12 protein-coding genes and 1 riboswitch are annotated in these 23,750 nt (G+C 71.1%); of the genes, 2 read left to right on the top strand and 10 right to left on the bottom strand.

The window, feature by feature from the left end; translation table 11 throughout:
• Nucleotides 1–73 precede the first annotated feature (73 nt).
• Nucleotides 74–288, bottom strand: a riboswitch (cobalamin riboswitch).
• A gap of 342 nt (nt 289–630) precedes the next feature.
• From OG989_RS21065 to OG989_RS21035, 7 genes are all read right to left on the bottom strand, one after another.
• Nucleotides 631–1,725: a golvesin C-terminal-like domain-containing protein gene (locus OG989_RS21065; RefSeq protein WP_225851933.1), complete on the bottom strand. Its 1,095-nt coding sequence runs from the start codon at nt 1,723–1,725 to the stop codon at nt 631–633.
• 282 nt (nt 1,726–2,007) lie between these two features.
• A complete protein-coding gene (locus OG989_RS21060; protein WP_327028159.1) occupies nt 2,008–2,757 on the bottom strand; it encodes an SIS domain-containing protein in 750 nt (249 codons plus the stop codon).
• Entirely contained in the window at nt 2,750–3,943 is a 1,194-nt protein-coding gene (locus OG989_RS21055; protein ID WP_327028158.1) for a hypothetical protein, read from the bottom strand. Before OG989_RS21055 ends, OG989_RS21060 begins: the two co-directional genes overlap by 8 nt.
• Before the next feature lie 47 nt (nt 3,944–3,990).
• Nucleotides 3,991–4,920, bottom strand: coding sequence for an N-acetylglucosamine kinase (locus OG989_RS21050; RefSeq protein WP_327028157.1), 930 nt, complete (start codon nt 4,918–4,920; stop codon nt 3,991–3,993).
• A complete protein-coding gene (locus OG989_RS21045; RefSeq protein ID WP_151452719.1) occupies nt 4,917–5,813 on the bottom strand; it encodes a carbohydrate ABC transporter permease in 897 nt (298 codons plus the stop codon). The genes OG989_RS21050 and OG989_RS21045 overlap by 4 nt, the downstream gene beginning before the upstream one ends.
• Nucleotides 5,814–6,764 (bottom strand): carbohydrate ABC transporter permease, encoded by a 951-nt coding sequence (locus OG989_RS21040; RefSeq protein ID WP_225851932.1) that lies wholly within the window; start codon nt 6,762–6,764, stop codon nt 5,814–5,816.
• Nucleotides 6,743–8,014 carry an ABC transporter substrate-binding protein gene (locus tag OG989_RS21035; RefSeq protein WP_327028156.1) on the bottom strand — a complete coding sequence of 424 codons (1,272 nt, stop codon included), beginning with the start codon at nt 8,012–8,014 and terminating at the stop codon, nt 6,743–6,745. The genes OG989_RS21040 and OG989_RS21035 overlap by 22 nt, the downstream gene beginning before the upstream one ends.
• 160 nt (nt 8,015–8,174) lie before the next feature.
• Here OG989_RS21035 and OG989_RS21030 point away from each other — a divergent pair, with 160 nt between their 5' ends.
• A complete protein-coding gene (locus OG989_RS21030) occupies nt 8,175–8,948 on the top strand; it encodes a GntR family transcriptional regulator (protein WP_151452717.1) in 774 nt (257 codons plus the stop codon).
• Nucleotides 8,949–8,967: 19 nt separating this feature from the next.
• Here the strand turns inward: OG989_RS21030 and OG989_RS21025 are convergent, their stop codons facing one another.
• Nucleotides 8,968–12,162 carry a beta-N-acetylglucosaminidase domain-containing protein gene (locus OG989_RS21025; RefSeq protein ID WP_327028155.1) on the bottom strand — a complete coding sequence of 1,065 codons (3,195 nt, stop codon included), beginning with the start codon at nt 12,160–12,162 and terminating at the stop codon, nt 8,968–8,970.
• Between the two features lie 554 nt (nt 12,163–12,716).
• Between OG989_RS21025 and OG989_RS21020 the strand changes: the two genes are divergently transcribed.
• Nucleotides 12,717–14,498 carry a family 43 glycosylhydrolase gene (locus OG989_RS21020; protein ID WP_327028154.1) on the top strand — a complete coding sequence of 594 codons (1,782 nt, stop codon included), beginning with the start codon at nt 12,717–12,719 and terminating at the stop codon, nt 14,496–14,498.
• 848 nt (nt 14,499–15,346) lie between these two features.
• On the opposite strand, the gene OG989_RS21015 is transcribed toward OG989_RS21020, so the two are convergent.
• Together OG989_RS21015 and metH are read right to left on the bottom strand one after the other, a co-directional pair.
• On the bottom strand, nt 15,347–19,666 hold the full coding sequence (locus OG989_RS21015; protein WP_327028153.1) for a LamG domain-containing protein: 4,320 nt from the start codon (nt 19,664–19,666) through the stop codon (nt 15,347–15,349).
• Nucleotides 19,667–20,198: 532 nt separating this feature from the next.
• On the bottom strand, nt 20,199–23,714 hold the full coding sequence (gene metH, locus OG989_RS21010) for a methionine synthase (RefSeq protein WP_327028152.1): 3,516 nt from the start codon (nt 23,712–23,714) through the stop codon (nt 20,199–20,201).
• Between the last annotated feature and the right edge of the window lie 36 nt (nt 23,715–23,750).

Genomic DNA, 23,750 nt, shown 5'->3' with positions numbered 1-23,750 from the left:
CGCGCCGCAGGGCAACGCGTCGGGATGGCGTCGGCCGTCCCACGCGGCCTCGGACCGCCACACACCCGGAAGCGGGCGTACGGCGCACTGGCAGGTCTTCGGACTCGCGGGCGCGACCGGACTCGCCGGTCTCCTACTGGCCGTCGCTTCCCAGGCCGCTGGCGGCCCAGTGCTGATGACGGCGGTCGTTCCCACTCACCGCTGCGGGGCAGTCCCGGATTCCCACCGGGTTCCCTCTTGCCTCGACCACTCCGGATGAGCGGCCGAACCAGCTGCGCCGACACCATATATAGGGTTGGCGCCGTTGTCACACCCCACATGTCGGTCCCGGGCGTGTCGTCGGCGGCGCGGGTCACGCCCGTCGATCGCCGGCCAGAAGCCCGCGTCGATGCACCGACCCCGCGCACCGGCGCACCGCGACGCGGTGCCGCTCTCTGCCGCAGCTCTCTGCCGGCCGCGCCCCGCAAACGGTGATCAGGACGCCATGGACCCTAAAGCCGCCGGGTCACGTCCATGGCGTCCTGATCACGTTCGGGTGGGTCTGTCGGCGCGCTGGTGGCGGTGGAGGAGGGCCGCGAGGCGTGGCGCGGCGACGCCTGCCGAACGCCCGGCCTCAGCCCGGCAGCGTTCCTAGACCCGGGTGACCCGGACGGCGTCGGCCACCACGTAGCCGGTGCTGCTGGTCCAGCGGCTGACCGCGACCAGGTTACGGTCGCCGGCGGCCAGCCCGAAGGTGCCCAGCGAGCGCCAGACGCCGCCGCTGGAGCGCTGGTCCACGTTGACGGTGCGGTTGCCCGAGGCGGTGACGACGACGTGCGGGGCCGAGCTGTTGTAGCCGGGGTCGGCCGGGTGCCGCACCTCGACGCGGTAGTTGCCGGCCGCCGGGATGTTCACCTTGAACCAGGCGGAGTCGCTGGCCAGCGTGGGGTTGGCGAAGCGGTAGTCGGCGCCGTAGCGCTGGGCGGAGTACGAGGAGGTCCCCCAGTTGGTGCTCGCCGTGAACCGTCCCGCCGTGGTGTTGTCCACGATGGTGCTGAACGTGGGCGGGTTGGGGGCGCTCAGGCCGAGGTAGGCGGCGATGCCCTCGGCGTGGCCACGGGCGGTGGCGGTGATGAAGTCGGCGCGCCTGAGCAGGTTCGAGTCGGCGACGGAGTCGATGAAGAGGTTCTCGGTCAGCACCGCGGGCATGGCCGACTCGCGCAGCATGTGGAAGTTCGCGGTCTTCAGCCCCCGATCGGTGACCCCACCGATCGTCCGCATGCCGCCGATCACCCTCGGGTGCAGGGCGTTGTGCAGATTGACGGTGGCGGCGTCCGACGTCGGGTAACGGTAGCTCTCGAAGCCGGTGCCACCGCCGGAGTTGATGTGCACGCTCACCAGCAGGTTCGCGCCCCACGCGTTGGCGTCGTCGGTGCGGTACGCCAGGCTGCGGGTGATGTCGGTCGTGCGGGACATCCGGACGTCCACGGCCCAGTTGGCCAGCAGGATGTTGCGCAGTTGCAGGGAGATGTCGAGCGTCAGGGCCTTCTCCTGCAGCCCGTTGCCGACCGCGCCGGGGTCGGTGCCGCCGTGGCCCGGGTCGATGTAGACCTTCGGCAACGCCGCCCACGCGGGGCCGGCGATGATGGGGACGGCCGCGGCGCCAGCGACGGCCGCCAACAGGGTACGCCGCCGAAGCGTCGGGTTGTCGAACATGTGCACCTCGTCATCGGGAGAGATCGACACTGCTCGGCAATATAGCGGGACATCGATACAACATGAAAGATGTCTACGTCCCTTGATCTGAGATCTGAAGGTTTCCTCCTACGGCCCGCCGGACCGCCGAGCCCGACCGCTGGCCGGCTGAGCGTGGGTGCGGTCGCACGGCCGTCGTGCCGCGACCGCATCCCACGCCCAGGCGAGCACCCACTCACACCGATCCGCCGGCCCACCGAGCCGGTCGACGGCCCGCTTGAAGGGCCAACTCGACCGGGAGGCTCACGCCCCCGGAGCCTTCGTCCCGGCCGATCAGGGTTCGATCGGGCGGACCTGATCGCGGTACCGCTCGTAGAGGACGCGGTTGTGCGCGTCGCCCTGCGCGAGATTCGCGGATACGTGCACGGGCGGGTCGATGTCGCGGCCCAGCAACCGGCGGCAGACCAGTTCGGTGAGTAGCTGCGCGATGAGGACTCCGGTGAACGACGAGACCGCCCCGATCCGAACTCCTGGGGTGATCTCCAGCGCCGCGTCCCCCGCCGGCGCCTGGTTGTCGATCACCACATCCGCCAGGTCGGCGAGATGCGGTCCCTGGGTCGCACGGGCACCGGCCGAGCGAGTGTGTGCCAGTGAGGTGACCGCCACGATCGGATGGGAGCGCTCGCGGGCCAGCACCGCCATCTCGGTGACGGCGGCGTTGATTCCGGAGTTCGAGACGATCAGGAAGGCATCGTGCGCGGAGGGTGCGGCGAGCTGGTAGATCCGCTCGGCGAGGCCGGGCTCGCGCTCGTACGTCGGATCGAGGATCGGCCCCGGCTCGGCGCCACCGAACATCACGAGATCCTTGACCGCCAGCATGCTGACGGCGGCGAGCCCGCCGGCACGCCCCGCGAGTTCGAGGGTGACGATCCGCGAGTGGCCGGTCCCGAACGCCTGCAGGACACCACCGGCGGCGATGGCGTCGGCGACGAGCCCGGCCGCTGCCTCGATGGCGTCGAGCTGCGTTGACAGGACCTGTTCGAGTGCGGTCCGGGCGATGTTGGCGTAGGCAGGCTCAGGCATTGATCCTCCTGGAGTGGTCCCGGTTGCCGACGGCCGCCGCGACGGCCGCCACTGCGGCCTCGACGACGATCTCGCTGCTGCCCGAGGTGACCGGACTGGCATAGGTTTCGTAGCAGGGCTGCGTGTCACGGGCGGGTAGGTAGCCGAGGTAGCCGTTCGTGTAGCCGAGGACCACGACGTCCCGTGCCTGGTCCGGCGCCGCGGCCCGGATCGTCTCGCCCAGTTCCAGGAACAGTTCGCCGGGAACGGCCACGACCGTGACGCCGTCGAGGTCCACCGCCTCCACGTCGATCACGTACGGTTCCGTGCGCTGCCGGGCAGCCTGTTCCGCCGCGATCCGCAGCCCCTGCTGCATGACCCGGTGGATGCGTTCGTTCCCGCCCCCCGGCGGCGGGGTCTGACGCACGGCGACGTCGAGTTCCGCCGGCTGCTTCGGCGCGAGCGTCACCGTCCGCACGACCGGCGGGCGTACCGGCGGCGCCGCACCCTCGCCGACGCGCGGCGACACCGGTTCGACCCGGTCGGCCAGCCAGGCGCCGAGCCGGTCCGCCTCGTCGAGCCCCCGCCCCTGACGGGTGTGCCGGGTGCTGATGTCGCCGGCCGCACCGGTGGCGACGACCACCCACCGGTCCGGCGTGGCCAGCGCCCGGCGGATGCCGCCGTTGAGGTCCGCGCTCACATGGTTGTTGTCGGCGGGAAGGATGGTCGGGTGGACCGGTGAGACCACGACCAGCCCCACCACTTCGGTGCCCGCGGTGACCACGATGGTGTCGACGGGAATGTCCAGGGGAGCCGGATCAGCGACGTTACGGTGACCGGCCAGTTGGGGAACCAGCGTGCGGGCGGAGCCGAGTCGGGCGGCACGCTCGGACGCCACGGCAGACCGCGCGGCCACGAGGGACGCGGCTTCGAGCCGGTCGGCGACGTGCCGTGGCGTGGCGTCGCCGCCAGGGCTGCAGCCCGCCTCGGGGCTCGCGTGGGTGTGGGTGGCGGCGACCCAGCAGGACTGCACGCCGACGTCTCGCATGGCGGCCCGGATCCGGTCGACGACGTCGACGTTGACGCAGATCAGGTCCGCGACCACCAGGGCGAAGCGGTGGCCCTCGTCGGCGAAGGTCACGACATGGACCTCCAGCGGGTCGAGCACGTTCCGCACGCCGTCCGAGCGGTCGGCGTACCCACCCATGGGTTCCCCCGGCACGACCTCGAGTCGCGCCACCCCGTGCCCGGCCCTCACGCGTCGCCGCCCTGGCGCGCCAGCAGGCGCGCGTAGGGGGCGGCACCGCTCAGGAGCGCCGGACCGCCGTCGAGCGGCTCCGCTCTGGGCGTCACCAGGGGCAGCCCTCTGGCCTCGAGTTCGGCCGACAGCGCCTGGTGAAGAGGGTTACCCGGCGTCAGCAGCCGTCCGCTGAAGGACACCCGGCGGGCTGGCCCGCCGAGATTGAGCCGTTCGGTTGCCGCCTGTGCCGCGTCGGCGAGGTCGGCCGCGGCCCCGGCGCAGATCCGGCCCGCCACCGGGTCGGCCCCGGCGGCCGCGTCGAGCACCTCGCGGGCGAAGGCCGCCGTACGCGAGATCATGGCCGGGTCCCGGTAGTACCGCTGCAGCGCGGCCAGGTCCACGCCGCCGAGCGCCGCGACGAGGCGGTCGGCCAGCCCGGTGGCCGGCCCCACCCGGTCGTACGACGCGGTCGCGGCGCGCATTCCGGCCAGCCCGATGGCGTGCGCGCTGCCCCGGTCACCGAGGTGGGGACCCCATCCGTCGAGCCGGGCGTGGTCGCCGTCGGCGTCCACGGCGAGCACGGTCGTTCCGGTCCCGACACACAGCAGTACGCCGGGGCCGCCGAGAGCGCCGGCGTGCGCGAGGATGCTGTCCTCCACGACCACGGCCGGACCGCCGAACTGCCGTTCGAGGGCGAGGGCGAGGCGCCGGCGTTCCGCCGACTCCCCTGGCACGCCGGTCAGGCCGGCCACCACGCCCGCCACCTGTTCGGGAAGGGAGATCGTCGCCGCGGCGCCACGAACCGCGGCCAGGATCCGGTCGACGCCGTCCTCGTGGGGCTGGTAGGAGAAGCCCGGGCCGACGCCGAGCTGGCGGCCCGCCGCCGCGCGTAGCAGCAGCCGAAGCTCCGACTTGCCGCCGTCGATGGTGATCGTCGTCGTCAACGTGACATCCCTGCGGTCAGGCCCGCGACGATCTGCTTGGTCGCGAGGGCGAACACCACGGCCAGCGGCACCAGGGCGATCACGAGTCCGGCGAAGAGGGTGCCGCGGTCGGCGGCGAACTCGCCGAAGAACCGGGTCAGCCCGACCGGTACGGTGTACTTGTCCCCGCTGCGCAGCAGCACCAACGGATAGAAGAAGTCGTTCCAGGTCGGCGCGAACTGGAAGACCGTGGCGACCGCGAGCGCCGGCCGCATCAGGGGCAGGACGACCGACACGAACAGCCGGCCCTCGTGTGCCCCGTCGATGCGCGCGGCCTCCTCCAGCTCACCGGGTAGTCCCCGCATGAAGCCCATGATCACGAAGATCGAGAACGGGATTCCGCTCGCCGCGTAGAGCAGCACCAACCCGATCCGGCTGTCGATCAGACCCATCGACTGGAACATGTAGAACACCGGCAGCAGGCCGAGCTTCGCGGGGATCATCAACCCGGACAGGAAGAACGCCGCCAGCAGGGCGCGGCCCCGGAACTTCCACCTGGACAGGGCGTAGGCGGCCATCGCCGACACGCTGACGCACAGCGCCACCGAGGCGCAGGTGACGGTCAGGGAGTTGACGAAGTACGTCGAGATCGACGCGGTCTGCCAGGCCCGGGTGTAGTTGCTCAGGTCGAACGAGCTGGGCAGCCCGACCGGTGCCTGGAGGATCTCCGCGTTGCTCCGCAGCGATCCGATCAGCACCAGCAGCAGCGGGCCGAAGGCGATCGCGGCGTAGGCCCACAGGACGAACTGGCCGCCGGCGGTGCGCAGCAGCGAACGCTGGCGGGTGCCACGCGGAGGTTCAATATCGCCCCTGGCTTTTTGTGCCGTGCGGGGGGCGGCGCGCAGGGTCGTCATCTAGTGGACCTCCCGGCGGCGCAGCACCCGCTCCAGGCCTAGGGAGACCCCGAAGATGAACACGAAGATGAGCATGGCCAACGCCGAGGACTCTCCGATCGCGTTGCTGCCGCCCTGGAAGGCAGTCCGGTAGTAGAGCAGGCCGAGCACGTCCATCGCGCCGCCGGGTCCGCCGTCGGAGCCGCCCAGCGCGTAGACGAGGTCGAAGATGTTGAAGCACCCGATGAACGTCAGCACGGTGATGACGCCGACCGCCGGCATCAGGAGCGGGAACCGGATGCTCCAGAACGCCCGGGTCGCGGACGCGCCGTCCATCGCGGCCGCCTCCTCCAGCTCCTGGGGGATGCCGCCCAGGGCGGCGCCGAAGATGAGCATCGGTCCGCCGATCCACTGCCAGGCGTTGACCAGGATCAGTACGGGCAGGGCGAGGTCCGGCTCACCGAGCCAGGGACGCGCCCATGCGTCCAGGCCGACCGCGCGGAGCGCGAAGTTGATCGGGCCGAAGGTGGGGCTCAGCAGGAGCGACCAGATGTACCCGACGATCAGCGGGCTGATCAGGTAGGGAAGCGAGAAGAGCGTCTGGAACAGCCGCTTGCCCCAGGGATTGCGGTGCAGGAGCACCGCCAGGCCCAGTCCGACGGTGTTCTGGATCGCCATGGTGCCGACGAAGAAGAGGACGTTGTGCCCCAGCGCGGCGGGGATCTCGTCGCGTAACGGATAGCGGGCGAGAACCTCCTGGTAGTTGCCGATCCCGACGAACTCCCCCTGCCGGGTGCCGTCCCAGTGGAACAGCCCGTAGTAGAAGGCGGTGACGAGCGGCACCACGACGAAGAGGCCGTAGAGCGCGAGGGCCGGCAGGCAGAAGGTCGTGATCCACCCTGCCGAGACCCGTCCCGCCCGGCGGCGTGACCGCCGGGCAGGACGGACCGTCAGTTCTTGGGCCGGAACCACTGATCGACCCCTCGTTGGACGTGGGCGGCCGTGTCAGCGGCGCTGCGTCGACCGAGGACGTAGTCGGAGAACGCCTCGGAGGCGAGGTCCCAGCCGGTGGGTGTGCCGCCGGAGAAGTACGCGTAGGTGACGTACGGACTCGGGTTCGCCTGGTATTCCCGGAGTGCCTGGGCCAGCAGTTCGTCCTGCGGCTGGACGCCCGGCACCGCGGAGATCTGGTGGAGCTCGGTGGCCAGGGCGCGGCCGAACTCCTCGGTCGCCATCCACCGCACGAGTTCCAGAGCCGCGTCCCGCCGGGGCGACTTCGCCGAGACGCCGAACGACCCGTCGACGTAGCCGGGAACCAGCGTCTTGTCGACCGCCGCGCCGGGCGCGGGCGGCACGTTGAAGATGCCCAGGTCCAGCTGCGGATTGGCCTTCTTGAACCCGGCGATCTCCCACACGCCGCCGGGGAACGCGGCGGCCCGGCCGGAGGTGAAGAGTGCCTGCGCGTCCGCGTAGCTCACCCCGGACGCCTGCGCCGGCCAGTACTTCTGGGTGCTCTTCCACGCCTCGAGGGAGTTCACCCAGGGCGTGCCGGTGAACTTCGCCGAGCCGTCGAGCATCCTGGTCAGGTAGTCGGGGCCGCCGTACGTCGTGGCGCCGAAGATCTCCTGCTCGATCGGGAGCATCCACTTGTCGGTGACGGTGTTCGCCAGCGGGGTGACGCCGGCCTTCTTGAGCTTGTCGAAGCCCGCGATCATGTCCGCCCACGTGGTGGGGGCGGCGATGCCGTTGTCGGCGAAGATCTTCTTGTTGTAGATGACGTGCAGGGTCTGGAGCGCGAACGGAACGCCGTAGACGCGCCCGTCCTTCTCGCCCTTCGCGCCGTCGAGGACCGGCTTCGGGAAGCCGCCGAGCTTGTCGACCTGGTCGTCGAGGGGCACCAGGCTGCCGGCGGCGACCAGCGGCTGGAGCAGCCCGTAGGAGCGCAGCTGCGCGACGTCGGGGCCGCTGGAGTCGGTGAGGCCGGTCTTGAGGATCGTGTCGTACTCGGTGTTCTTGTAGGGCAGGTACTCCACCGTCACGCCCGGATGGGCCTTCTCGTAGATCTGGAAGATCTTGTTGTATGCCGCGACATCCTCCTGCCGCCAGCCCCAGACCTTCAGGTTGACGGCGTCGTCGCCGCCGTCCCCGCTGCCTGGCGCACACGCAGTAAGGGTGATGGCGAGCAGCGCTGCCGCCCCCAGCACACCGCGTCTTCTGGGCATCGCATCTCCGATCGTCGTGGCCGCCACCCCGCTGGACGTGGCGGACCAGCCGAGGCTAATACTGGTATAGACCGGAGGTCAACGGTTACGCCGACCTCACCAGCCGTCCGGGCGTTTGCCCGTACGATGGCTTGAATTGCGTAGGAAGGAGAACTGGTTCGTGCCAAGGACGCGACATGAGCCGAGCGACGGGGCCCTTGAGTCCCTGCCGGCGGAGCGCAACGGCGGCAAGGGCGAGCACATCAGGGACGTCCTCACCGCCATGGTCCTGAACTCGCGGGACGGTGCGCTGCTCCCCTCGGAGCGGGTCCTCGCCGAACGGTTCGGAGTCGCCCGGATGACCGTCCGGGGCTCCATCGACGCGCTGGAGTCGAAGGGAATGGTCCGGCGCGTGCCCGGGCGTGGGACCTTCGTGCAGCACCCCACGCTGACCCACTCGGAGATCTTCCGCTCGTTCAGCGAGGACATGCGGATGCGCGGCATGACACCGGGCGCCAAGTCGTACCGCGCCCGCACCCGCCCGGCCGCCCGCCAGGTCGCCGCCAACCTCGACATCGCCCCGGGCGACCCGACCCACTACATCGAGCGGATCCGCACGGCGGACGGCATCCCGATGGCGTTGGAGCGGACGAACCTCGCCGCGGCACGGTTCCCCAGCCTGCTGAAGGTGATGGAGCGCGACGACTCGCTGTACGAGGTTCTGGGCCGTGTCTTCGGGGTGCGGCTCGAATCGGCCCGGCAGACCGTCACCATCGCCCGGCTGACCGGCACCGAGGCGAAACGGCTCGAAGTCGGCGAGGACACCCCGGCGTTCCTGATAGAGCGCATCTCGGTCGACAACATGGGCAAGGTCGTGGAGTACGGCCGCTCGCTCTACCGCGGCGACCGGTACGCCATCCAGATGCACGTCAGCCCCCCGTCCCAGGGCGGCTGACGCGCATCCGCAGGGCCGGTCAGCGCAGACCGGTGAGATGGTGCGCCTCGATTTCGGCTGCCGTCAGGGCGCGGTCGTAGATCGCCGCCTCGTCGAGGTCACCCTGCAACCGCTGGGACGTGTCGTCCCCACGGCCACCGAGCTTGACGCTCGCCGTACCGCTGCCGGGCGGCACCGACGTCGCGACGCTGTTGTCCGCGACGCCGTCGAGGTACACGGTCAGTCGCGATCCGTCGAAGACGGCGGCGACGTGGTGCCACTCGTCGACCGTCAGCCGGGTACGGCCGGTCACGAGGCCGTGCCCCTTCCCGGCGGCGCCGAGCGACCACGCCTGCAGGACGCCGTCGGTCACCCGCAGGGCGTAACCGTTGACCGCCGGCCCGGAGTAGCTCTCGATGACCGCCTGCCCCGGCGCCGGGGCGAGCCTGTCGAGCTTCACCCACGCCTCCAACGTGAAGGCGCCCTGAAGGTCGGTCCGCGGGCCTCGCGGCGCCTCGATGTAGCCGGCGGAGAGGTCCGCCGCCCGGTCACCGGTGATCGCGCCCTCGGCGACCGGCTGGGCGCCGGCGAGGTAGGTCCCGTTCCGTCCGCTGGCGGAGCTGTCCACGGCGGTGCTTGAGCCGGCCGGGTCGCCGAGGCGCCAGTAGCCGGCCGGGTCCGCCCCGGTCACGAGGTTCGGGTAGCTCTGCTGCCCGACCAGGATCGGCAGCGACACCTTCACCGGGGGCGCGCCGTCCTCGTTGAAGGCCACCGTGACCTGGTGGCGCCCCGGCTCCGCGCCGGCCGGTACGCTCACCTTCACCGGCACGCTCGCGACGATGGTCCGGCCATCCGGCCGGGCACGGAACACCTGCGTCGCCGGGTCGACGGTCCAGCCGTCCGGGCCGGTGGCGGTCACCCGTCCACTGAGCCGGTGATCCGCGAACACCTCGACGGCGACCTGGAACCGCTTCGTCTCCCCCGGCGCGATCAGCGACCCGGGCGGATCGACCGAGACGGCACCGCTGAACACGTCGGAGTAGTGCGGGACGATCTCGTAGACGCGCGGGGCCGCGCTGCCCGACGCCCACCGGATCCGCACCGCGCCGGCCGAGAGGTCCGCCGCCGGCACCTTGGTGAACCCGTCAGCGAGCGGTCCGAGATCCACCCAGGCGCCGTCGACCAGCGCCTGGATCACGCCGTCGGCGGGAGCGGTCGCGTCCTGCACCACGGTCACCGCCGACAGCCGGTGCGGCTTGGTGATCGCAACCGTGATCGCGTCGCCGTCCTGCGGCTTGCCGGCCGCGACGTAGGCCGTGTCGTCGCGCCGGTCGGTCAGGTTGCCCAGCGCGGACCCCTGGGCGGCAGCCGGTAGGCCCGTGGGGGCCCCGAGGTCGCCGTACCAGCGGTCGCCGATGTAGCCGTCGCTCTGCGCGGCCGCGAAGCTGAGCAGTTCGTCGACCGGGCCGGGGCTGATCTGGTGCGATGTCCTGTCGAGGATGCCGCGGGCACGCGCCTGCTCCCGCCGGGCCAGCCAGGCGGCTTCGCCGTTCCCCCGGTCCTGCGCCCGCAGGATCGCCAGCGCCGCCCGGCCCGCCTGGCCGGTCGTGCCGACCCGGTCCAGCCAGGGCTCGATCTGCTTGAGCAGCAGAGGGTTGTCTAGCTGCGCCCGCAGCGTGGTGGGGAGTTCCTCCAGACGGCGCAGCTCGCGGTCGAGCTGGTCGAGCTGGGCGTCCACCGCTCGGCCCGCCGAGTAGTCGGCGATGAGCCGGTTGACGAGCGCGGCGAACTGGGGCCGCGCGGTGTTGTCCAGGGCGCTGGCCTTGTTGTTCTCCGCGAAGAGTCGCAGCTGCGCGTACGCGTCGCCGCCGATGATCTCGAGAGTCCGCGTCCATGAGCGCTCGGCGTCGTAGGCCCCGGGGTTCCAGGCGTAGTCGGCCTGCGTGCCGAGTGGGATCTGCGAGGCCTCCTGGTGCTGGACGAGTCCGTTGAACGAGATGCCCAGGACGTCGTCCGCCATGCCGGCGTCGCGGTTCACCAGTGGGCCCAGCAGGAGTCGGTTGGGGCTGTAGTCGTTGACCGGGTAGTTGTCCCAGATCATGATCCGGTGCCGCGGCCAGACGCCCTGAGCGGCCCGCAGGTCGTCCTCGGTGATGCGCGGCGAGACCACCTCCGAGCCCGTCCAGTAGAGGTCGACCTCGGTGCTGAGCAACTCGTCGAACCGGTTCTTGTACGGCGTGGGCGTCATGCCCCAGTACTCCGTCGGCACCGTCACCATGCGGCTGGCGCCGGGGCGCTTCTCGATGAACTCGCGTTGGACCAGGTTGGTGACCCCGGCCTGGGCCGCCGCGAGCGGCGACGGATCGCCCTGGTAGGCGTCCCGGTCCTCCTGGCACGCGAAGTTTCCGGACACGTCGTCCCAGGCGATGACGTAGCTGCGGACCCCGATCTCCCACAACTGCGCCAGACGCGCCAGCAACTTGGCCCGATCGGTGTCGCGTACGTGGCAGATCCCCCTGCCCGGCGCCAGGGGCGCCTCCGGCGAGATCCGGTACACGAAATCGACATGACGGGACGTCGCCAGGTCGAGGATCTCCTTCAACCGGCCCAGTTCCGCCTCGTCGTACAGGGAGTCCCAGTGCGATCCGGTACGCAGGTCGTCCGCCGGCCCGTAGAAGAACTGGTTCATCTTGTGCCGGGCCAGGAACTCGATCTGCGAGCGCCGGTCCTCCTGCGACCACACGGGTCCGTAGAACGACTCCATGCCCCCACGGATCCGGTAACCCGGCCAGTCGCGCACCGCCACGCCGTCGACGGCCACCCGGGCGCCTCGCGACACGAGCAGCTGACGCAACGACTGGACCGCGTAGAAGGTGCCCGCGCCGTCCACCCCCGCGAGGACGATCCGCGGTCGCCCGAGCCGATCGTGCCCGGCCGCCAGCACGTACCCCTCACCGGGCAGTCCCGCTGGCCCCTGCACCCCGAGGGCACTCAGCGCGGCGACGCTCGCCGACGTCTCGTTCGGGCCGCCGAGGAGGATCACCGGACGCGATGTCGACATGTCCGCGCTTCCGACGACCCTGGCGGTGACCCCGCGCGCGTCGAGCACGTCCACGAGAGACTGCCGGGCGGCCGGATCGGCTGCCGCACCCGCGACGACGTCGACGTGGTCGGGCAGGACGACCGATCCCGCACGCGCCTGCACGCGCTGCGGCGTCGGAAGGACGCGCGCCACGCCCACCCGATCAGGGGCCTGGGCCTCCCCCCGAGCCGGCACGGGGTTCACCAGGCCAACGGCGAGCACGACCGATCCGGCCAACACGCCGGTGCGGCGACAGCCGCGAAACGAGCGCAACAGAAACATCGAACCTCCACTCATGCGATATGGGCCAGCCGTGGTTCCGTAAAGGGTCCGGCGTGGCGTGCGGTGAGCGGACCACCGCGAGGACCGGCCGACATGGCAACCGCCGGTCTGGTCGAGTCAGCAGGGACGAGGCCGGCCGTCGGGGTCGGAGCCGACGGCCGCGCGAAAGGGGCTCCCGGAGGATCGTCCGGGCCGGGCTGGCATCCGCGCGTGGGATCGGTTGTGGCCGACCGGTCTATACCGATGACGAGGATCCATGCCACACCCGGTCACGTCAACCCCCTACCGTCGTACGACAGCGCTGGTCCGGGTCGCTGCGCGTAGCGAGCCATTGACATCAACTCGGTCGGACTTCACGATACTGGCCTAGGCCGGTATCTGGTCGTGCCGTGGACATCGACGGCCGACCCCGAAGGGAGATCGCCATGCGTATCCCGCCCATCCGCCGCGGCCAGGCCCACGCGGCCATGCTCGCAGCGCTTGCCTCCGTCGCCCTCGTCGTGCCGGCCGCGCCGGTCGCGGCGGGCCCGAGTGCCGTCACCGCGGTAGCCGAAGGTCCCAGAAAGCTCATCGCACAAGGGTTCGCAGACCCGGACGTGGTCCGCATCGGCCAGACCTGGTACGCCTACGCCACCAACGACTTCAGGCACCTCCCGGTGGCCAGCGCGCCCACCATCGACGGGCCGTGGCAGGTCCTCGGTGACGCGATGCCGGGCGGACCCGGCAGCTGGGCCGTCGCCGGCAGAACCTGGGCACCCGACGTGCACCCCAACCCTGACGGCAGTCTGACCCTCACCTACACGGCCCAGGACGCCGCCTCTGGCCGTCAGTGCATCGGTGTGGCGCTCGCGTCCTCGCCGCTCGGTGGGTTCGTGCCCTACGGATCGGGGCCGCTCATCTGCCCCCTCAGCCAGGGCGGCGCGATCGACGCGAACACCTTCGTCGCGCGGAACGGAACGCGCTACCTCACCTGGAAGAACGACGGCAACGCCATCAACCGGCCGTCCACGCTCTGGGTCAGCCAGGTCACCAACAACGGCACCGCCCTGGTCGGTCCGACGACGGCAATGCTGACCGTCGCGGCAGGCCAGATCATCGAGGCGCCGGACCTGGTCCAGCGTGACGACAAGATGGTGCTCTTTTACTCCGGTGGGTCCTTCGCCAGCTGCGGCTACTACACGTCGTACGCCACGGCGCCGACGGTCATCGGCCCCTGGACGCCGGCGCCGAACGCCTTCATGACCCAGGCCGACACGGGACTCTGCGGTCCGGGTGGCGCGGACGTCGTGACGGCCCAGGACGGGCTGGGCGGCGGCGACAAGGTCGTGATGCACGCGGCGGTCGCCGACGGCAGCAGGCACATGTACTCGATCAACCTCCGCTGGGTCAACGGCCTCCCGGTGCAGGGCGGCAGCCGCAAGTCCTCGCTCGACGGCAACGGCCGCGCCGAGATCGCCCTGGTCCAGGCCGACGGGCAGATCAAGGCCTGGCACAACTACAAGGGCTTCGACAACATGCCGTACGGCGCCGCCGCGGTCATCGGGACCTCCTTCACCGACCCGGCCCGGGTGCGCTTCGCCGACCTCGACGACGACGGGAGGTCCGAGCTGATCCAGATCCAGGCCGACGGCCAGATCAGGGCCTGGCACAACGACCTCGGCTTCGCCGCCTCGCCGTACGGGAACTCCGTCGTCATCGCGACCGGATTCACCGACCCGACCCGGGTACGCCTCGCCGACCTGGACAACGACGGGAGGTCCGAGCTGATCCAGATCCAGGCCGACGGCCAGATCAGGGCCTGGCACAACGACCTCGGCTTCGCCGCCTCGCCGTACGGGAACTCCGTCGTCATCGCGACCGGATTCACCGACCCGACCCGGACCGTGTTCACCGACCTGGACGATGACGGCCGGTCCGAGATCGCCCTGATCCAGACCGAGGGCCAGATCAAGGCCTGGCACAACGACCTCGGCTTCGCCGCCTCGCCGTACGGCTACACCGTCGTCATCGCGGCCGGGTTCACCGACCCCGCGAGGGTGCGGTTCATGGATCTCAACGACGACGGCCGCTCCGAGATCGCGCTGATACAGACCGACGGGCAGATCAAGGCCTGGCACAACTACAGGGGCTTCGACACCATGCCGTACGGCGCCGCCCAGGTCATCGCGACCGACTTCCTCGACCCGGCCCGCACGATCTTCATCTGATCCGGGCTCGGACACCAGCACCACGAGCAGGGCGCTGCTCGGCGCGGCTACGTCGGTCCGGTGAACTCGGGGCCGGTCCTTTCGCGCCGCCGGGTCCGCAGCCGCGCGGCCACCCTCAGCGGTGAGCCGGCGTGGTCGTCGACTCGCACGGAGGCCGCCGCCGCCCAGTCGATCTTCGTACGGCGCGGTGCGGCCGGCGTCGACGGTACGACGCCGGCCGCAGCCGACCGCACGGAGCCGACCCGGGCCGCGACGCTCCTGCTCGGCCCGGAGCCCAGCCCCGGCGCCGTGGACGTCGTCGCCGGTCATCCCCTGTGCGGCGACACCGCAGGCCAGCGCCGCAGTGATATCGCCATGGCCGCGGTCGCCCCGTCGTGGACGCCGGCCGCTCCGCGGCTCGGGGCCGGCCGGGCGCACCAGGTCGTCTCGGGTAGGTGGAGCCGGCGGTCGGCCGTCCGCGGTCCAGGGGCCCAGGAACGGCCTGGCCTGGGCGTTCTCGATGCGCCCGACAGTGCCGGTGTGCTGCCGCCGCATCGCCTGCGGATCGCGGTGCCTCCGCGACGCGTGCGCCCGCCGGGGTCGCCGGGCCCGCGGTCGGCCAGGGACCAACACGTCGTGCGTTCCACCCGTCGACAGCAGCCTCCGCACGGACGCCGTCGCGGTGCGGCCCGGCTCCACGCGCACGCACGAGACGGCCGGTGACACGCCACCTTGTTGCGCATGACGTGCCACCGGCCAGGGTCTACGCCGCGGCCACCGCACGATCTCCGGTGGTCCTCACGGACTGTCGACGATCGTGCGGTGGCCGCCCTCATGCCCTCGCCACGCCTCACACGTGGCGTCCGGGGTCAGCCCGTCGTGCCGGCCGAGTGGTGTCGCGCGACCTCGTCGGCGGTGAGGGCATGGTCGTAGACGGCAACCTCGTCGAGCAGCCCGGCGAGCCTGGCACCGGCATCGTCACCACGGGCCCCCAGCTTGAGGCTTCCGGCCCCGTCGGTCGGGCTCACCTTCGTGGCGGCCGAGCCGTCGGGTCGTCCGTCGAGGTAGACCGTCAGGGTCGACCCGTCGTAGACCACGGCCACGTGATGCCACTTGTCCGGCGTGACCACCGTCTGCCCTTCGACCGACGCCAGTTGCCCGGCTGCGCCCAACGTGAGGGCGCTGATCCTGCCTCCGGGCAGGACGCGCAGCGCGTAGCCGTTGTAGGCGGGCGCGTCGTACTTCTCGACCACGCCGTACTGACCGCAGACGTCGTTGAGATTCACCCACGCCTCGAGGGTGAACGAGCCACTGACGCTCACCGAGGCCGAGTCCGGTACGGCGACGTAGCCGCCGGTCAGCTCGGCGGCGGTATCCGGATCGCCCGTCAGCGCGCCCGGGCGGCCCAGTGCCACCGCGTCCGCGTACGCGCCACGGTTGCCGGTGCCGGAGGAGTCCTCGGCGCTCGTGCCGGATCGCTCACCCAGCCGCCAGTAGCCGACCGGCTTGTCGGCCAGCACCTGCGCCGCGTAGGAGGACTGGGCGATGGCCGCCGGCTGCCTGCTCGTCGGCGTCTGCCCGGCTGCCGAAACCGCCGGAGCCGGCGCTGAGCTGCCCTGCACGGCACTCCCACCCGAGCGCTGCGCACTGGGCGAGGGGCCGGGGTTGCCGAGCACACCCTTGACGTAGTGCGAGTCGATCTGCCCCGGAGTCAGGGCCTTGTGGTAGATCGCGACCTCGTCGAGGTCGCCGAAGAAGCGGTCCGCCGCGTCGTCTCCACGGGCGCCAAGCTTGAGGCTGCTCCTGCCGTCGGTAGGCGCCTTGGCCACCGGGGTGGACGTCTGCAGCTGCCCGTCGAGGTAGGTCCGCAGCGTCGTCCCGTCATACGCTGCCACCACGTGGTGCCATCGCACCTGCTGCACGCTGCGCGGGCTGGACGCGCCGGACTGCGCCTCGTCGGCGATCGTGAGCGCCTGCAGCTTGTTGCCGTTGACCAGGCGCAGGGCGTAGCCGTTGCGCGACGGCAGGCAGTCGCCGCCGTCGTACTTCTCGACGATGCCCTGCGGTCCACCCGCCGCGTCCTTGACCCACGCCTCCAGCGTGTAGGCCCCGGTGACACTGAGCGAGGCGCTGTCCGGAATCTCGGCGTAGCCGTCGTCCAGCCGGACCGCGGTGTCGGCGGAGTCGGCGATCGCCCCTGGCTGGGACCGACCGACGCTGCCACGGTAGGCACCAGCGTTTCCGTTGCCGGAGGCATCGACCACCGGCTGGCCCTGGGCGTCGCCGAGCCGCCAGTAGCCCACCGGCGCGTCCCGCTTCACCAGCGCGGCGTAGTCAGCCGGATCCGGTCGGGCGACCCGGACCGACAACGAGGTGGTCCGCGCCGTACCACCGGACGGACGGGTGACCACGTCGATCCGGTAGCTCCCGGGCGCCGCATCGGTGGGGATCCGGACCGAGGTCGCGAGCTCGGACCAGGCCAGCCTCTGGTTGCTGCTCACGCGGAACGGCAGCTTCGGGTCGCGCACCGTCCACCCGGTCGGAACACCGACACCGACGGTGCCGCCGACCGTGCCCTGCCCGAGCGCCTCGACCTCCAGGTCCAGCGCAAACGTCTCACCCGGCTCCAGCAACATACGCGGGGTCGTCACCTTCGTAGCCTCCGCGCTCGGCGCGGTGGCCACCTTCACCGCCCGGTAGGTCGCCCGGACCGTGACCGCCGTCGTCGGCCGGCCGAGGTCGACCAGCTCGCGCTCGGCGTCAAACGTCACCGAACGGCCGTCGACGGTGACCCCGGTCAGCCGGTGACCGCGCGGCGCACGCAGGTGCAGCACCACGTCCGTCAGCGGCGCCCGTCCGGTGGCCGCGCGCGGTGGGTCGACCCGCACGGTCAGCCGGCCGTCCGTCAGCTCCGACGAGGAGGCGAACCCCACGGGGCCGAAGGACGTCGGCAGGTCGGCGACCTCGATCCGCTCCCCGTCCGCGAGCCAGGGGCGCGGCGTGGCCGGCGCCAGGTGCAGCCGGGTCGGCACGCCGTCGGCGTTCAGGTCCTCGCTGACCAGCAGGCCGCGCACCGCCTCCAGATAGGTGGCGTTGTTCGGCGACAGCGGCGGCCAGTACTGCGACCGGTAGTACTCACCGAACTGCGGGCACGGCGAGATCGTGGCGCCCTCGCCGCCGACGTAGGTGTGCGGCGTGAAGTTGTGCGCGAGCATCCCGTAGAAGCTCAGGTCGAGGCGATCGGACTCGGCATTGTCGGCCAGGAACCGCATCAGCGAGTAGCCGTACTGCTGGTCGATGCCGCTGGACTTGTATCCAGGCACCGCCGGCCACTGGTTGTGCCGGATGTTCTGGCAGACGCCGGGATCGGCGGTCGAAAGGTTGAACCTGGTCAGGCCAAGGAACAGCGACCCGTGCTTGTAGAGGTAGTCCCGTAGTCCGGTCGCCGTCGCGCTGCCCGGCTCGAACAGCCCGGTCGCGAGTGCGTACGGCATGATCAGGTTCCAGTAGCTGCCGAGGAAGTCGGTGGTGACCTTGTCGTACGGCTTCGACGACGCCGGATCCAGCAGCGCGATCGGCACGAACACCGAACCGTCCGGCAGCACCGTCTTCGACTTCTCCACCGCGCCCAGCAGTGACGCGCGCAGGCCGGCCGCCTCGTCGAGGAACGGCTTCGCCTCGTCGGCACGGCCCATCAGCCGCAACGCGACACCGACGTCGCGCAGTCCGCGCCAGACCTCCGACTGGTGGTGCAGGCCGTAGACCGGCTCCGGAATGTCGGAGGCGTAGCGGGTCTTGGCCAGCAGACCGTTCGGGTCCGCGACGCGTTGCCGCTTGAAGTCGGCGAGCCAGTCACGGAACGTCGGCAGGTTCTCCAGCAGCAACGACCCGTCGTTGCTCTGCAGGTAGTACGTCGCCACCGTCTGCAGCTTGATCCCGCGCTCCCAGGACACGAAGAAGCTGCCCTGGCCGCGTCGCAGCATCTCGGTGAGGTTCGCGCGCGCCTTGTCCTGGTAGCCGAAGTCCCCGAGCGAGGTGACCGTCGCCGCGATCTCCGGCACCCAGGCGAAGGACTTGTCCAGCGACTCGTAGCCGTTCCCGACGGTGAGGTTGAAGCCCATCACCAGGTTGTTCAGCAGCGTGCTGCGCATGGCGTCCGCGGCGTACCGCTCCGGAAGCCGGACCTTGGCGCCGGCGTTGAGCTGCGCCGTCCAGTAGGCGCCGGTGCGGGACTTCGCGGCGTCGTAGAGCTTGGCCGACGGACGGTCGGCGGGCAGTTCGGCCGGCTCGTTCGGCACGACCAGATAGAACTCGGCCTTCCCGCGGCTCAGGTCGGGCGTGAAGCTCAGGTCGGGCGCGGACCAGGTCGCCGCACCGCTGTACGCGACCACGGTCTTCCCATCGAGGGTCAGCCGTCCGGGCGTGGCGACGACGTCCGCCACCTTGTCACGGCTCACGTTCAGCCGCAGCCTCGGGCGCGCCTTCGCCGGCCCGCTGACGACGAACCGGAGCATGCTGACTGCCGGGCCACCCGGGGTGAGCTCGGTGACGAACGACTCGCGCTCGTAGCGGACCCCGGCGGCGTCACGATAGGTGTTGGCGAGGATCGGCAGGTATCCGCCGGTCAGGCGGGGGGCACCCGACCTCGCCTCGGCCTGGCCGTAGCGCTCGGCCCCGTCCGCGCCGACGAAGAAGCGGACGCGCTGGGTCGCCCGCGAGTCCGACCATTGCGACATCAGCTCGCTGCCGTCGGCGACGTGCAGCGAGAAGTCCCGCTCCTCGGCCCACCGGGTGGGGTCCGGTGCCGGGTAGGTGAAGGGCAGGTAGTACCAGGGCGAGGCGGCGTCCGTCGTGCCACCGTGGTTGGCCGGCACCAGCAGCGGCTTGACGTTGGTCAGGGTCGGACCGTCGGGCAGGCCGAGCAACTTCTCGCCCCAGTGGTCGGATCCCTGCTCCAGCGCGTGGTTCACTCGATCGGCGTAGCCGTCGGGCAGGGTCAGGTCATCGCGGGGGCCGGACTGGCCGTGAGCCTTCTGCTCGCCGGCCGCCCGCTCGCCGGCCGCCCGCTCGCCGGCCGCCTGGACGCCGGCCGCCTGGACGTCCTCGGATTCCTGCGCCAGCAGGCCGGCCGCCAACGTCACCACCGTCAGCAGCGACAGCGCGGCCCTCGATCTCGATCTTGTGGCCATTCGATCCACCTTCGTGTGGAGTACTGCGAATACTGGACTAGTCCAGTAACTCTGGAGCACCCTCCTCGCCGGTGTCAACACTCCGACTGCCCACCCCTTTCACGAGGGCGCGTCACGACGATCGACCCGAGCGCGGGCTGTCTGCTGTGTACCGTCCCGGCTCCTGGAGAGACTTCCCGGATTCGGAGGAACCGCCAGACAGCAGAAACGGAATCGAATCCTCAGTGCTGCGGGAGCGAGCGGTGCGGATGGTCGAGGAGGTGTGCAGATGTTCGCCGAACAGGGCGTCGAGGGAACTGCGCGTGCGCTCCGCCCCTGCGGCCCGCACGCGCGTTCAACCCCGATGAGCAGGATCGCCGGTCAGGAAGATGTCCCCACTCACGGCAGTACCAGGGTGACGGGCTAGGTCAGCACGCCGGCAGCGACGACCGCACCGCCGCAATCGATGCGGCCTTTCGGCCACAGCCTGGGCGCCTTCGACGCCCGGCAGGACCCGAGGGGATGTTCGCGCAGCTCGGACAGGGTGACGGCGTCACTTGGCGTTGAAGTAGCTCGCCTCCGGGTGGTGCACCACGATCGCGTCCGTCGCCTGCTCCGGCATCAGCTGGAACTCCTCCGACAGCTGCACACCGATCCGCTCCGCGCCCAGCAGCTCCACGATCTTCGCCCGGTCCTCCAGGTCGGGGCAGGCCGGGTAGCCGAACGCGTACCGGCAGCCCCGGTAGTCGGTGCGCAGCAGACCCGCCAGATCCGCCGGGTCGTCGTCGGCCACCGTACGGCCGCCCGGCAGGGTCAGCTCGGCGCGGATCCGCCGGTGCCAGTACTCCGCGAGCGCCTCGGTGAGCTGTACGGACAGCCCGTGCACCTCCAGGTAGTCGCGGTACTCGTTGCGGGCGAACATCTTCGCCGTGTACTCGCTGATCGGCTGCCCCACGGTGACCAGCTGCAACGCCACCACGTCCAGCTCGTCGCCGCGCGGACGGAAGAAGTCGGCCAGGCAGAGCCGCCGCTCCTGCCGCTGCCGGGGGAAGGAGAACCGCGCCCGCTCGGAGTGTCCGTTCTCGTCCAGCACCACCAGGTCGTTGCCCTCGGCGTACGCCGGGAAGTAGCCGTACACCACGGCCGCCTCCAGCACCTGGTCGGCGATCAGCCGGTCCAGCCAGTAGCGCAGCCGGGGCCGGCCCTCCGTCTCCACCAGCTCCTCGTAGGACGGTCCCTGCCCGCTGCGGGCGCCCCGCAGGCCCCACTGCCCGAGGAAGGTGGCCCGCTCGTCGAGCAGCGCCGCGTAGTCGGCAAGCGGCACGCCCTTGACCACCCGGGTGCCCAGGAACGGCGCGGCGGGCACCTCCACGTCGGTGGCCACGTCGGAGCGCACCGAGGCGTCGTCCAGCTCCGGCAACGACTCGCTGACGATGGCGCGCTGCCGCTCGCGGCGCGCCCGCCGGGCCGCCAGGGCCGCCTCCCGCTCCGCGTCGATCACGGGCGCCCCACCGCGCTTGGCCGTCATCACCCGGTCCATCAGGGACAGTCCCTCGAAGGCGTCCCGGGCGTAGTGCACCTGGCCGGGGAACATCGCCCGCAGGTCGTCCTCGACGTACGCCCGGGTCAGCGCCGCCCCGCCCAGCAGCACCGGCCAGCGCTCCGCGACCCCGCGCGACGCCATCTCGGCGAGGTTCTCCTTCATGATCACGGTGCTCTTGACCAGCAGGCCCGACATGCCGATCGCGTCGGCCCGGTGCTGCTCGGCGGCCTCCAGGATCGCGTTGATCGGCTGCTTGATGCCGATGTTGACGACCTCGTAGCCGTTGTTGGACAGGATGATGTCCACCAGGTTCTTGCCGATGTCGTGCACGTCACCACGCACCGTGGCCAACACGATGCGGCCCTTGCCGCCGTCCTCGGCGGTCTCCATGTGCGGCTCCAGGTACGCCACGGCGGTCTTCATCACCTCGGCGGACTGGAGCACGAACGGCAGCTGCATCTGACCGGAGCCGAACAGCTCGCCGACGACCTTCATGCCGTCGAGCAGGATGTCGTTGATGATGGACAGCGGGCTGCGCCCCTGCGCCATCGCCGCGTCCAGGTCGGCCTCCAGGCCGTTGCGCTCGCCGTCGATGATCCGCCGCTTGAGCCGCTCCTCCAGCGGCAGCGCGGCCAACTCCTCCGCCCGCCCGGCCCGCGCCGACGCGGCGTCCACGCCCTCGAAGATCTCGATGAACCTCTGCACCGGGTCGTAGCCCTCGCGGCGGCGGTCGTAGACGAGGTCCAGCGCCGCCTCCCGCTGCTCGTCGGGGATCTTGTTGAACGGCAGGATCTTGCTGGCGTGCACGATGGCGCTGGTCAGGCCGGCCTCGCGGCACTCGTGCAGGAAGACCGAGTTGAGCACCTGCCGGGCCGCCGGGTTGAGCCCGAACGAGACGTTGGAGATGCCGAGGGTGAAGTTGACGCCCGGCCAGCGGCGGGCGATCTCCCGGATCGCCTCGATCGTCTCGATGCCGTCGCGCCGGGTCTCCTCCTGGCCGGTGGCGATCGGGAAGGTCAGCGCGTCGATCAGGATGTCCGCGCGGTCCATCCCCCACCGCCCGGTGAGGTCGTCGATGAGCCGCCCCGCGACCCGCACCTTCCAGTCGGCGGTACGCGCCTGTCCCTCCTCGTCGATGAGCAGCGCCACCACGGCGGCGCCGTGCTCCTTGACGATGGGCATCACCCGGGCGTAGCGGGACTCCGGCCCGTCGCCGTCCTCGAAGTTGACCGAGTTGACCACGCACCGGCCGCCGAGCATCTCCAGGCCCGCCTCGACCACCTGCGGCTCGGTCGAGTCGAGCATGATCGGCAGGGTGGAGGCGGTGGCGAAGCGGCCGGCGAGTTCCCGCATGTCCTGGGTGCCGTCGCGGCCGACGTAGTCGACGCACAGGTCCAGCAGGTGCGAGCCGTCGCGGGCCTGGCTGCGGGCGATCTCCACGCAGGCCCGCCAGTCGCCGGCGAGCATGGCCTCGCGGAACGCCTTGGAGCCGTTGGCGTTGGTGCGCTCCCCCACCATCAGCAGGGAGGCGTCCTGGGCGAACGGAACCGGGTGGTAGACCGACGAGACACCGGCCTCGTGCCGCGGCTCGCGGGGTGCCGGGCGCGTGCCGTGCAGGCGCTCCGAGAGGACCCGGATGTGCTCGGGAGTGGTGCCGCAGCAGCCGCCCACCAGCGAGACGCCGTACTCGGTGACGAACCGCTCCAGCGCGTCGGCCAACTCCACGGGGGTCAGCGGGAAGTACGCCCCGTCGGCGGTCAGCACCGGCAGGCCCGCGTTCGGCATCACCGACAGCGGAATCCGGGAGTGCCGGGACAGGTAGCGCAGGTGCTCGCCCATCTCGGCCGGACCGGTCGAGCAGTTCAGCCCGATCAGGTCGACCCCCAGCGGCTCGATGGCCGCCAGCGCCGCCCCGATCTCGCTGCCCACCAGCATGGTGCCGGTGGTCTCCACGGCGACGTGGCAGATGATCGGCACCGTCCGGCCGAGCCGGGCCATCGCCCGCTTCGAGCCGACGACGGCGGCCTTGACCTGGAGCAGGTCCTGGCAGGTCTCCACGATCAGCGCGTCCGACCCGCCCTCGATCAGGCCCTCGGCGTTCTCCTGGTACGCGTCGCGCAGGGTCGCGTAGTCGGCGTGCCCCAGGGTGGGCAGCTTGGTGCCCGGGCCGATCGAGCCCAGCACGAAGCGGGGCCGCTCGGGGGTGGCGTACGCGTCGGCGGCCTCCCGGGCGAGGCGGGCCCCGGCCTCGGAGAGCTCGCGGATGCGGTGCTGGATGTCGTACTCACCCAGGTTGGCCAGGTTGGCGCCGAAGGTGTTGGTCTCGACGCAGTCCGCGCCGGCGGCCAGGTACGCCTCGTGCACCCCGCGCACGACGTCCGGTCGGGTGGCGTTGAGGACCTCGTTGCAGCCCTCGTAGCCCTCGAAGTCGTCCAGGGTGAGGTCGGCCGCCTGCAGCATCGTGCCCATCGCGCCGTCGGCGATGAGAATCCGGTCTGCCAGTACGTCGAGCAATGAGGTCCGCACAGGATCAGGTTAGTGCCGTCGCCGGCCGATGGATTC

This window comes from Micromonospora sp. NBC_01740 (assembly GCF_035920365.1).
GTDB lineage: Bacteria > Actinomycetota > Actinomycetes > Mycobacteriales > Micromonosporaceae > Micromonospora > Micromonospora reichwaldensis.
Note: the sequence above shows the minus strand (reverse complement) of the source record. Positions and strands in the feature narration are given on the sequence as shown.

What these genes read in the sequence shown, in the direction of transcription:
- OG989_RS21060 (WP_327028159.1), bottom strand. Translation starts at nt 2,757, where the DNA reads ATGCCTGAGCCTGCCTACGCCAACATCGCCCGGACCGCACTCGAACAG.
- OG989_RS21055 (WP_327028158.1), bottom strand. Translation starts at nt 3,943, where the DNA reads ATGGGTGGGTACGCCGACCGCTCGGACGGCGTGCGGAACGTGCTCGAC.
- OG989_RS21045 (WP_151452719.1), bottom strand. Translation starts at nt 5,813, where the DNA reads ATGACGACCCTGCGCGCCGCCCCCCGCACGGCACAAAAAGCCAGGGGC.
- OG989_RS21035 (WP_327028156.1), bottom strand. Translation starts at nt 8,014, where the DNA reads ATGCCCAGAAGACGCGGTGTGCTGGGGGCGGCAGCGCTGCTCGCCATC.
- OG989_RS21020 (WP_327028154.1), top strand. Translation starts at nt 12,717, where the DNA reads ATGCGTATCCCGCCCATCCGCCGCGGCCAGGCCCACGCGGCCATGCTC.
- OG989_RS21015 (WP_327028153.1), bottom strand. Translation starts at nt 19,666, where the DNA reads ATGGCCACAAGATCGAGATCGAGGGCCGCGCTGTCGCTGCTGACGGTG.